Source organism: Pseudomonas fluorescens (assembly GCF_902497995.1).
Taxonomy (GTDB): domain Bacteria; phylum Pseudomonadota; class Gammaproteobacteria; order Pseudomonadales; family Pseudomonadaceae; genus Aquipseudomonas; species Aquipseudomonas fluorescens_BK.
In genome coordinates this window covers 48,762-60,451 of sequence record NZ_CABVII010000006.1, presented here as the reverse complement: position 1 = coordinate 60,451, position 11,690 = coordinate 48,762, and the positions used below count along the sequence as shown (strand labels likewise).

At 56.8% G+C, this 11,690-nt stretch carries 10 protein-coding genes; 4 read left to right on the top strand and 6 right to left on the bottom strand.

Translation table 11 applies throughout. The features are described from left to right. Positions 1 to 103 precede the first annotated feature (103 nt). From mnmE to rpmH, 5 genes are all read right to left on the bottom strand, one after another. Positions 104 to 1,474, bottom strand: coding sequence for a tRNA uridine-5-carboxymethylaminomethyl(34) synthesis GTPase MnmE (gene mnmE, locus F8N80_RS08950; RefSeq protein ID WP_150783710.1), 1,371 nt, complete (start codon positions 1,472 to 1,474; stop codon positions 104 to 106). A gap of 79 nt (positions 1,475 to 1,553) precedes the next feature. Beyond that, on the bottom strand, positions 1,554 to 3,242 hold the full coding sequence (gene yidC, locus F8N80_RS08945; protein ID WP_150746245.1) for a membrane protein insertase YidC: 1,689 nt from the start codon (positions 3,240 to 3,242) through the stop codon (positions 1,554 to 1,556). Positions 3,243 to 3,244: 2 nt separating this feature from the next. Further along, on the bottom strand, positions 3,245 to 3,490 hold the full coding sequence (gene yidD, locus F8N80_RS08940; protein ID WP_074872215.1) for a membrane protein insertion efficiency factor YidD: 246 nt from the start codon (positions 3,488 to 3,490) through the stop codon (positions 3,245 to 3,247). After that, on the bottom strand, positions 3,483 to 3,884 hold the full coding sequence (gene rnpA / locus F8N80_RS08935; protein WP_208492426.1) for a ribonuclease P protein component: 402 nt from the start codon (positions 3,882 to 3,884) through the stop codon (positions 3,483 to 3,485). Before rnpA ends, yidD begins: the two co-directional genes overlap by 8 nt. A gap of 16 nt (positions 3,885 to 3,900) precedes the next feature. Continuing rightward, complete coding sequence (gene rpmH, locus F8N80_RS08930; RefSeq protein ID WP_003213577.1) at positions 3,901 to 4,035, bottom strand: 50S ribosomal protein L34; 135 nt, start codon at positions 4,033 to 4,035, stop codon at positions 3,901 to 3,903. A gap of 566 nt (positions 4,036 to 4,601) precedes the next feature. Between rpmH and dnaA the strand changes: the two genes are divergently transcribed. From dnaA to gyrB, 4 genes are read left to right on the top strand one after another with little or no spacing between them, the layout of a single operon-like run. Beyond that, on the top strand, positions 4,602 to 6,122 hold the full coding sequence (gene dnaA, locus F8N80_RS08925; RefSeq protein WP_150746247.1) for a chromosomal replication initiator protein DnaA: 1,521 nt from the start codon (positions 4,602 to 4,604) through the stop codon (positions 6,120 to 6,122). A 39-nt stretch (positions 6,123 to 6,161) separates the two neighbouring features. Continuing rightward, the gene (gene dnaN, locus F8N80_RS08920) at positions 6,162 to 7,265 is read left to right on the top strand and encodes a DNA polymerase III subunit beta (RefSeq protein WP_150746248.1); all 1,104 of its coding nucleotides are present in this window, start codon (positions 6,162 to 6,164) and stop codon (positions 7,263 to 7,265) included. Positions 7,266 to 7,285: 20 nt separating this feature from the next. Beyond that, entirely contained in the window at positions 7,286 to 8,389 is a 1,104-nt protein-coding gene (gene recF / locus F8N80_RS08915) for a DNA replication/repair protein RecF (protein WP_008007898.1), read from the top strand. 5 nt (positions 8,390 to 8,394) lie between these two features. Then, positions 8,395 to 10,812, top strand: a complete 2,418-nt coding sequence (gene gyrB / locus F8N80_RS08910) for a DNA topoisomerase (ATP-hydrolyzing) subunit B (protein WP_150746249.1) — start codon at positions 8,395 to 8,397, stop codon at positions 10,810 to 10,812. A gap of 146 nt (positions 10,813 to 10,958) precedes the next feature. On the opposite strand, the gene F8N80_RS08905 is transcribed toward gyrB, so the two are convergent. Continuing rightward, positions 10,959 to 11,678 carry a response regulator transcription factor gene (locus F8N80_RS08905; RefSeq protein WP_150746250.1) on the bottom strand — a complete coding sequence of 240 codons (720 nt, stop codon included), beginning with the start codon at positions 11,676 to 11,678 and terminating at the stop codon, positions 10,959 to 10,961. Positions 11,679 to 11,690 lie beyond the last annotated feature (12 nt).

Genomic DNA, 11,690 nt, shown 5'->3' with positions numbered 1-11,690 from the left:
CTGTAGGATCCCGTCTTACCGGCGATGGCGTCTTTGAGATCGCTATCGCCAGCAAGCTTGGCTCCTACAGGTTTTCATCATTCCGTAACAAAGTGATGTTTGGTTATTTACCAATGCAGAAGCTGGAGAAAATCCGCCCCAACAGGTCATCGGAGCTGAAAGCACCAGTGATCTCACCCAAAGCGTGTTGGGCTTGGCGCAAATCTTCGGCCAGCAGCTCACCGGCACCTGCCAATGTCAGCTGCGCACGGCCGTGCTCAAGGGAAGCACTGGCATGGCGCAACGCTTCGAGGTGACGCCTGCGAGCGCTGAAGCTGCTCTCGGAGGTCTGTTCATAGCCCATGCAGGCCTTGAGATGGTCTCGTAGCAGTTCCAGGCCATCGCCGGCGGACTTGGCGCTGAGGCTGATGGTGACGTGGCCATCCTCGCTGACTTCAAGGGCAATGGCTTCGCCGGTGAGGTCCGCCTTGTTACGGATCAACGTGACTTTCGCCGGGTCCGGACGGATTTCCAGGAATTCAGGCCACAACGCGAATGGATCAAGTGCTTCGGGAGCGGTGGCATCGACCACCAGTAATACCCGATCTGCTTCGCCGATGGCTTTCAACGCCCGTTCAACGCCGATTTTTTCCACTTGATCATCGGTATCCCGCAAGCCTGCGGTATCGACCACATGCAGCGGCATGCCATCGATGTGGATATGTTCGCGAAGAATGTCCCGGGTGGTGCCGGCAATTTCGGTGACGATCGCCGCCTCACGACCGGCCAATGCGTTCAGCAGGCTGGATTTACCCGCATTCGGTCGCCCGGCGATCACCACTGTCATGCCATCGCGCAGCAATGCACCCTGCCCGGCTTCGCGCAATACGGTGGATAACTCATCACGTACCTTGTCGAGCATGCTCAGTACATGGCCATCGGCAAGGAAGTCGATTTCTTCTTCCGGGAAGTCGATGGCCGCTTCGACGTAGATCCGCAGGCCAATCAATTGCTCGGTGAGGTTATGCACACGTTCGGAAAATGCGCCCTGCAACGATCGCAGTGCATTGCGTGCCGCCTGGGCCGAGCTTGCCTCGATCAAGTCTGCGATGGCTTCAGCCTGGGCCAGGTCGAGTTTGTCGTTGAGGAAGGCGCGTTCGCTGAATTCGCCGGGGCGGGCCAGTCGGCAGCCCAGTTCCAGGCAACGCTTGAGCAGCATATCCAGAACAATCGGACCACCATGACCCTGGAGTTCCAGCACATCTTCGCCGGTGAACGAGTTCGGTCCAGGGAAATACAGGGCAATGCCTTGGTCCAGGACCTCATCGTTTCCACTGAGAAAGGGGCCGTAGTGGGCGAATCGGGGTTTGAGTTCACGACCGCTGAAGGCCTTGGCCGCCACACTCGCCAGCGGCCCGGAAATACGGACGATGCCGACACCGCCACGACCTTGGGCAGTGGCGACGGCAGCGATGGTTTCACGAGGAACGCTCATAAACCGGTATCCAGACAAAAGTGACAGATAGCAAAACGCCCCACTAGGGGGCGTTTTGAGTGGTTATCCACAGAGCAAGTTACGCCTCGGCTTTTTTCACAGCCGCTTCGATCTTACGCGTGATGTACCACTGTTGGGCGATCGACAACACGTTGTTCACTACCCAGTACAGTACCAGACCAGCCGGGAACCACAGGAAGAAGAAGGTGAAGATGATTGGCATCAGCTTCATCACCTTGGCCTGCATCGGATCCGGAGGAGTCGGGTTCAACTGCTGCTGGATAAACATGGTTACACCCATGATGATCGGCAGAATGAAGAACGGATCCTTGATCGACAGGTCGGTAATCCACAGCATGAACGGCGCCTGGCGCATCTCGACGCTTTCCAGCAGAACCCAGTACAGCGAAAGGAAAACCGGCATCTGCACGAGGATTGGCAAGCAACCACCCAGTGGATTGATCTTCTCTTTCTTGTACAGCTCCATCATGGCTTGCGACATTTTCTGCCGGTCGTCGCCATGCTGCTCTTTCAGCGCAGCCAGTTTCGGTGCCACTGCACGCATGCGCGCCATGGATTTGTAGCTGGCCGCCGACAGCGGGAAGAAAATCCCCTTGATCAGCATGGTCAGGAAAATGATCGACCAGCCCCAGTTACCGACGATTGCGTGGATGTGTCCCAGCAACCAGAAGATTGGCTGGGCGATGAACCACAGAATGCCGTAGTCGACGGTCAGTTCCAGACCTGGGGACAACTCTTTGAGTACTGCCTGGCTTTTCGGACCAGCGTACAGAACGGCGCTGGTTTCGGCTTTTGCACCTGGCGCGACGCTCATTGCCGGGCCGGTATAACCGATGATGTAGTTGCCCTTGCTGTCTTTACGGGTCTGGACGACGTTGTTTTCGCCCTTGGCCGGAATCCATGCGGTGACGAAGTAATGTTGCAACCACGCAACCCAACCACCACTGACCGTTTCCTTCAACTGCGCCTTGTCCATGTCCTTCATGGACACTTTCTTGTACGGCTCGTTACTTGTCCACAGGGCAGCGCCCAGGTAAGTCGCGGTACCGGTAGCGGTGGTTGAGGAAGGATCGCCGCTGGCGTCACGCTTCAGTTGCGCGAACATCGCACCGGACCAGGGTTGTGCGCTCTGGTTATCGATCAGGTAGGAAACGGTTACGTCATACAGGCCACGTTTCAGGGTGAAACGTTTGATGTAATTGACGCCATCCTTGCTGAACTTCAGGTCCACGACCAATTGGTCCTGACCGTCAGCCAGTTGATAAGTCTTCTTCTCCGAGGAGTAAACCGGACGACCGGCCGGGCTTGCGTCCGGGCCGTTGCTACCAATCAGACCGCTTTGCGCCAGGTAAGTCAGTTCACCGCCGTTATCGAACAGCTGGAACGGAATTTCCGGATGGTCCTGGCGACGTGGATACAACGGCAATTTCAGCTGGGCGACATCGCCACCTTGTGGATCGACTGCCAGGTCGAGCACATCCGTTTTGATCTGGATGAGGTCTTTGCTTGCCGCTACTGGTGTTTCAGCAGGTGCAGTTGCACTGGTATCGCTTGCGGCGCGGGGAATGTCGTCACTGACAGAAGCATTTTTGCCAGTCGCCGTATCCGGTAGGCCCGGTGCGGTAGTACTGGAAGCAACATTCTGAGTCGGCAGGGCAGCCTGGCCATAGTCCTGGTTCCATTTAAGAACCATAACGTAGGACACGATTGCCAGGGCGACGATCAGGATCGTGCGTTTGATATCCATGATTACTCGGCCATCGAAGAAGAACGGGAGGTAGGGATAGATGGAACCGGGTCATAACCACCGGGATTCCACGGATGACAGCGACCTAAACGACGAAAGGCCAGCCAGCCACCGCGCAGAAGGCCATGATTTTCTATGGCTTCATACGCGTAGCAGGAACAACTGGGGTAGAAACGACAGTGACTGGCCATCAAAGGACTAATGGCATAGCGATAAAACTGGATCGGAACGAGTGCCAGTTTACGCATCGGGACTGTCTACCCCTACAGTTTCGGTTTTGACTGCTGGTACCGGCTTGCTGCGTGCCAGACGCTTCCAGAGTTTGCCGAAATGCTGAATCAATTCGGGGTTTTCTACATCACCCAAACCTTTGCGCGCGACGATAACGATGTCCCAGCCGACCAGTGAATCCTGGTGCAGACGGAACGATTCGCGCATCAGACGTTTGAGGCGATTGCGCTCGACGGAGAGCTTTACGCTCTTTTTCCCGATAACCAGCCCGAGACGGGGGTGATCAAGATCGTTGTTGCGCGCAAGGAGCAGGAGATTTTTCCCCGGAACCTTGCCGGTAGGGGAGTCAAAGACTGCCTTGAAATGCCGGGGGGTAAGCAGACGCTTTTCCCGACTGAAGTCCTGACTCACCTCCAGTGCCGGATTATCAAACTGCCAGACGCGCACGACCTTTGGCGCGACGACGCGACAGGACGGCACGACCGTTCTTGGTAGCCATGCGAGCACGGAAACCGTGGGTACGAGCGCGTTTGATGGTGCTTGGTTGGAAAGTACGTTTCATTGTCGTGTTACCTGATTCGTCCACAACGGGCCGGAATGGCCCCCGTTTTAAGAGACCGGGGATTCTAGAGAAAGCAAGCCTCTAGGTCAATTTCCAACCAGCGTTTCCTTATAAATAGATCTCCAGAGGTTTCGTCGGTGCCTGCCCTTCGCTAGATATAGAAATAAAGAAGGAAAGTATTTAAAGCTTTTCTGTAAAGCTTATAAAAGCTAGGCCCACGATCATCTGTGGATAACTGGCTTTAGCCCTTCTATTCCGTGCTGTACAGAGAATGACAACCACAGGGGAAAACGGTGGTCAGCCTGTGCTGCGCTGTCGGATAAGCTGTGGGTGAAAGGTGCTGTTATCCACAGGCTGGTTATCCACCGGGTTTCGCCCCCACTTGTACAACGACCTTACGGGGGGTTATCCACAAGGCTTATGCACAGACCATTGGTCGTATTTTTTACGTGTAAAACCTTGATTCTTATTCGGCAGCGCACAACCTACGTGTGGATAAGTAGGCGTCTGGTCGCTACAATGGCCGCTTGTTTTTGCCTCACCGGCTTTCAACTTAGGGGATATCCGTGTCAGTGGAACTATGGCAGCAGTGCGTGGAGCTTTTGCGCGATGAGCTGCCAGCCCAACAATTCAACACTTGGATCCGTCCACTACAGGTCGAAGCCGAAGGCGACGAGTTGCGTGTCTACGCACCGAATCGTTTTGTTCTCGACTGGGTTAACGAAAAGTACCTGGGCCGCGTCCTCGAACTGCTGGATGAGCATGGCAATGGCATGGCGCCTGCGCTCTCCCTATTAATAGGCAGCAAGCGCAGTTCAGCTCCACGTGCCGCTCCTAATGCGCCACTGGCTGCTGCCGCGTCCCAGGCACAGGCGGCTCAAGCGCCTGTCAGCGCTCCGGCCCCCGCCCCGGCAGCCATGCCGACCAAGCGATCGACGCAGAAAGTTGCCGAAGTCAGTGAAGAACCATCCCGCGACAGTTTCGACCCGATGGCGGGTGCGAGTTCTCAACAGGCCCCGGTGCGCTCCGAACAGCGCACGGTGCAGGTCGAAGGCGCGCTCAAGCACACCAGCTACCTGAACCGCACCTTTACTTTCGAGAACTTCGTCGAAGGTAAGTCCAACCAACTGGCCCGGGCAGCGGCCTGGCAAGTAGCGGATAACCCCAAGCACGGTTACAACCCGCTCTTCCTTTATGGTGGCGTTGGCCTGGGTAAAACCCACTTGATGCACGCTGTGGGTAACCACCTATTAAAGAAGAACCCGAATGCCAAGGTCGTGTACCTGCATTCCGAGCGTTTCGTGGCCGACATGGTCAAGGCGCTGCAATTGAACGCGATCAACGAATTCAAGCGCTTCTACCGTTCGGTGGACGCGCTGTTGATCGATGACATTCAGTTCTTCGCCCGCAAGGAACGTTCCCAGGAAGAGTTTTTCCACACCTTCAATGCCCTGCTTGAAGGCGGGCAGCAGGTCATTCTTACCAGTGACCGCTATCCTAAAGAAATCGAAGGCCTCGAAGAGCGTCTCAAGTCCCGCTTCGGCTGGGGCTTGACGGTGGCCGTCGAGCCGCCGGAGCTGGAAACCCGCGTAGCGATCCTGATGAAAAAGGCCGATCAGGCCAAAGTCGATCTGCCACACGACGCGGCGTTCTTCATAGCCCAGCGTATTCGCTCCAACGTCCGCGAACTGGAAGGCGCGCTTAAACGCGTGATCGCCCACTCGCACTTCATGGGCCGCGACATCACCATCGAGCTGATTCGCGAATCCCTGAAAGATCTGTTGGCGCTGCAAGACAAACTGGTCTCTGTGGATAACATTCAGCGCACCGTCGCCGAGTACTACAAGATCAAGATCTCCGACCTGCTGTCCAAGCGTCGTTCACGCTCGGTCGCTCGTCCGCGTCAGGTTGCCATGGCGTTGTCCAAAGAGTTGACTAACCACAGCCTGCCGGAAATCGGCGACGTGTTTGGTGGTCGCGATCACACGACTGTTTTGCACGCCTGCCGCAAGATCAACGAACTCAAGGAATCCGACGCGGACATCCGCGAGGACTACAAGAACCTGCTGCGTACACTGACCACTTGATGAACACCAGCGCAGCTTATTAAGGCAAGGGACTAGACCATGCATTTCACCATTCAACGCGAAGCCCTGTTGAAACCCCTGCAACTGGTCGCAGGCGTCGTCGAGCGCCGACAGACCTTGCCGGTGCTTTCCAACGTGCTGCTGGTTGTCGAAGGCCAGCAACTGTCGCTGACCGGTACCGACCTGGAAGTCGAGCTGGTCGGTCGTGTAACACTCGAAGAACCTGCCGATCCGGGTTCCATCACTGTGCCTGCGCGCAAGCTGATGGACATCTGCAAAAGCTTGCCGAACGACGCGCTGATCGACATTAAGCTCGACGAGCAGAAGCTTGTGGTAAAGGCCGGCCGTAGCCGCTTTACCTTGTCGACGCTGCCGGCCAACGATTTCCCGACGGTGGAAGAAGGCCCTGGCTCGCTGACCTGCAGCCTGGAGCAAAGCAAATTGCGTCGCCTGATCGAACGCACCAGCTTTGCCATGGCCCAGCAGGACGTGCGTTACTATCTGAACGGCATGCTGCTGGAGGTCTCGGCCGGGATCATCCGCGCCGTGGCCACTGATGGCCACCGTCTGGCAATGTGCTCGATGCAGGCCGATATCGGTCAACCGGATCGTCATCAGGTCATCGTACCGCGCAAGGGTATCCTTGAGCTGGCGCGCTTGCTGACCGAACCGGACGGCATCGTCAGCATCGTCCTGGGTCAACACCACATCCGCGCCACCACCGGCGAGTTTACCTTCACCTCAAAACTGGTCGACGGCAAATTCCCTGACTACGAGCGCGTTCTGCCCAAAGGCGGCGACAAGCTGGTGCTGGGTGATCGTCAGGCCCTGCGTGAAGCCTTCAGCCGCACCGCGATTCTGTCCAACGAGAAGTACCGTGGTATTCGCCTGCAACTGGCTAATGGCCAGCTAAAGATCCAGGCCAACAACCCGGAGCAGGAAGAAGCGGAAGAAGAAGTGGGTGTTGAGTACAACGGCGGCCCCCTGGAAATCGGCTTCAACGTGAGCTATCTGCTCGACGTGCTGGGCGTGATGACCACTGAGCAAGTTCGACTGATCCTGTCCGACTCCAACAGCAGCGCGCTGGTGCAAGAGTCCGACAACGACGACTCGGCCTACGTTGTCATGCCGATGCGTCTGTAATCATGCTCAGCAGAAGCTAGATGTCCTTAAGTCGCGTCTCGGTCACCGCGGTGCGCAATCTGCACCCGGTGACCTTCTCCCCCTCTCCCCGAATCAACATTCTTTACGGCGCCAACGGCAGCGGCAAAACCAGTGTTCTGGAAGCCATTCACCTGCTGGGGCTTGCCCGTTCGTTTCGTAGCAGCCGTTTATTACCGGTCATCCAGTATGAGCAGCTCGCTTGCACGGTGTTTGGGCAGGTGGAGTTGGCCGAGGGCGGGCACAGTGCTTTGGGCATCTCTCGCGACCGGCAAGGTGAGTTCCAGATCCGTATCGATGGACAGAACGCCCGCAGCGCGGCGCAGCTGGCGGAGATCCTGCCGTTGCAGCTGATCAACCCCGACAGCTTCCGGCTGTTGGAGGGGGCGCCGAAGATTCGGAGGCAGTTTCTCGACTGGGGAGTGTTCCACGTGGAACCGCGCTTCATGTCCACTTGGCAGCGCTTGCAGAAGGCCCTGCGCCAGAGAAACTCTTGGCTGCGGCATGGTACACTTGACGCCGTTTCGCAAGCGGTTTGGGACAGGGAACTGTGCCAGGCCAGCGCTGAAATTGATGAATACCGCCGCGCTTATATCAAAGCCTTGAAACCAGTCTTTGAACAGACCTTGAGCGAACTGGTTGAGCTTGAGGGCTTAACGCTCAGCTATTACCGAGGTTGGGATAAAGACCGTGAGCTGAGTGCCGTACTCGCCGGATCCCTTCAACGGGATCAGCAAATGGGTCATACCCAAGCCGGACCACAACGCGCTGATTTGCGCCTTCGATTGGGCGCCCATAACGCCGCAGACATCTTGTCCCGCGGTCAGCAGAAGTTGGTGGTCTGTGCATTGCGGATTGCCCAAGGGCACTTGGTCAGCCAGGCCCGACGCGGTCAGTGTATTTATCTGGTGGATGACCTGCCGTCCGAATTGGACGAGCACCACCGTCGCGCGCTTTGCCGCTTGCTGGAAGACTTACGCTGCCAGGTCTTTATCACCTGTGTAGATCACGAATTATTGAGGGAAGGCTGGCAGACGGAAACGCCAGTCGCTTTGTTCCACGTGGAACAGGGCCGTATCACCCAGACCCACGACCATCGGGAGTGAAGGCATTGAGCGAAGAAAATACGTACGACTCAACGAGCATTAAAGTGCTGAAAGGCCTGGATGCCGTACGCAAACGTCCCGGTATGTACATTGGTGACACCGACGATGGCAGCGGTCTGCACCACATGGTGTTCGAAGTGGTCGATAACTCGATCGACGAAGCTCTCGCCGGCCACTGCGACGACATCAGCATCATTATTCACCCGGACGAATCCATCACCGTTCGCGACAACGGTCGTGGCATCCCGGTGGACGTGCACAAAGAAGAAGGCGTTTCGGCAGCCGAGGTCATCATGACCGTACTGCACGCCGGCGGTAAGTTCGATGACAACTCTTACAAAGTATCCGGCGGCCTGCACGGTGTAGGTGTGTCGGTTGTGAACGCCCTGTCCGAAGAGCTGGTCTTGACCGTTCGCCGCAGCGGCAAGATCTGGGAACAGACCTACATTCACGGTGTTCCAAAAGAACCGATGAAAATCGTCGGTGAGAGTGAAACCACCGGCACCCAGATCCACTTCAAACCGTCCGACCTGACGTTCAAGAACATCCACTTCAGCTGGGACATCCTGGCCAAGCGTATTCGTGAACTGTCCTTCCTCAACTCCGGTGTCGGCATCGTCCTCAAGGACGAGCGTAGCGGCAAGGAAGAACTGTTCAAGTACGAAGGCGGCCTGCGTGCGTTCGTTGAATACCTGAACACCAACAAGACCCCGGTCAACCAGGTGTTCCACTTCAACATCCAGCGTGAAGACGGCATCGGCGTGGAAATCGCCCTGCAGTGGAACGACAGCTTCAACGAGAACTTGTTGTGCTTCACCAACAACATTCCGCAGCGCGACGGCGGTACTCACCTGGTGGGCTTCCGTTCGGCCCTGACGCGTAACCTGAACACCTACATCGAAGCAGAAGGCCTGGCGAAGAAGCACAAAGTCGCGACCACCGGCGACGATGCCCGTGAAGGTCTGACCGCGATCATCTCGGTAAAAGTGCCGGATCCGAAGTTCAGCTCCCAGACCAAAGACAAGCTGGTTTCTTCCGAAGTGAAGACCGCGGTCGAACAGGAAATGGGCAAGTACTTCTCCGACTTCCTGCTGGAAAACCCGAACGAAGCCAAGCTGGTCGTCGGCAAGATGATCGACGCGGCTCGCGCTCGTGAAGCGGCGCGTAAAGCCCGTGAGATGACCCGTCGCAAAGGCGCGCTGGATATCGCTGGCCTGCCGGGCAAACTGGCTGACTGCCAGGAAAAAGACCCTGCCCTTTCCGAACTGTACCTCGTGGAAGGTGACTCTGCTGGCGGCTCCGCCAAGCAGGGACGCAATCGTCGGACCCAGGCTATCCTGCCATTGAAGGGCAAGATCCTCAACGTTGAGAAGGCGCGCTTCGACAAGATGATCTCTTCGCAAGAAGTGGGCACCTTGATCACTGCGCTGGGCTGCGGCATCGGCCGCGATGAGTACAACATCGCGAAGCTGCGTTACCACAACATCATCATCATGACCGATGCTGACGTCGACGGTTCGCACATCCGTACCCTGCTGCTGACCTTCTTCTTCCGTCAGTTGCCGGAGCTGATCGAGCGCGGCTACATCTACATCGCCCAGCCGCCGCTGTACAAGGTCAAGAAAGGCAAGCAAGAGCAATACATCAAAGACGACGACGCCATGGAAGAGTACATGACGCAGTCGGCCCTGGAAGATGCGAGCCTGCACTTGAACGAGGAAGCTCCGGGTATTTCCGGACCGGCTCTTGAGCGTCTGGTGAATGACTTCCGTCTGGTGATGAAGACCCTCAAGCGTCTGTCGCGCCTGTACCCACAGGAACTGACCGAGCACTTCATCTACCTGCCAGCAGTGAGCATGGAGCAACTGTCCGATCATGCCGCCATGCAGGATTGGCTGGCCCAGTACGAAGTTCGCCTGCGCACCGTCGAGAAGTCTGGCCTGGTCTACAAAGCCAGCTTGCGTGAAGACCGTGAACGTAACGTCTGGCTGCCTGAGGTCGAACTGATCTCCCACGGCCTGTCGAACTACGTCACGTTCAACCGCGACTTCTTCGGCAGTAACGATTACAAGACGGTTGTTTCTCTGGGCGCTCAACTGAGCACCTTGCTGGACGACGGTGCGTATATCCAGCGTGGCGAGCGCAAGAAGCCGGTCACCGAGTTCAAGGAAGCCCTTGAATGGCTGATGGCTGAAAGCACCAAGCGTCACACCATCCAGCGATACAAAGGTCTGGGTGAAATGAACCCGGATCAGCTGTGGGAAACCACCATGGACCCAAGCCAGCGCCGGATGCTCAAAGTGACCATCGAAGATGCCATTGGCGCGGATCAGATCTTCAACACCCTGATGGGTGATGCGGTCGAACCACGTCGTGACTTCATCGAAAGCAACGCCCTGGCGGTATCCAACCTGGATTTCTGATCCAGCGTACTTGCCAAATAAGGCCAACGTTCACGCGTTGGCCTTTTTATTTGCCCGTCGAAATGTTTGTCTGATTACAGATCGCAGCCTTCGCAGCTCAGGTAATCGCGTTTCAAATGAGTTGCCGAAGGCTGCGATCTTTTGATTCATTCGCTTGCCGCCCCCACACTTTCCAGTCGATACCCGTACCCGTAAATCGTCAGCAGTTGCCAACCGCGATCAGCCGTCAGCCCAAGCTTGTTGCGCAGCCGATAGATGTGGGTGTCCAGAGGTCGGGAAGACACCATCTCTTCATGGCTCCAGAACCGCTCATAGAGATAATCCCGAGACAGCGGTCGTCCCAGGTTACTGAACAGGCAACGCGCCAGTCGATATTCCCGCTCAGTCATCCCGATAGGTTTTCCGGCGCGGTTAACAGTCAATTCGGCATCGTCGAACACCAGGTCATTGAAACTCAGTACTTCGGTGGCTGCCGCACGTTGCAGGCTATGCCGGCGTAACACTGCAGCCACTCTGGCTTTCAGTTCATTGGGTCGAAACGGCTTGCTGACGTAATCGTCGGCGCCTGCATTCAACGCCTGGACGATATCACTTTCAGCGTCGCGGCTGGTCAGCATGATCGCGGCGGGTGGTGCGTCCATGTGCTCGCGGGTCCAGCGCAACAGAGACAGGCCGCTGAAGCCTGGCAACTGCCAGTCGAGGATCAGCAGGTCGAACGTTTCCCGTCGCAAATGGCGTAACAGGTCCTCTCCCTGCTCGAAGCTGTGCAGTGACCAGGCAGGCTCACCCGGCTCGGCCATTTGCCGCAAGGTCTGTTCAACCCTGCGCAGTTCTGCCGGTTCATCATCCAGTATCGCGACACGCATGTACGTTATTCC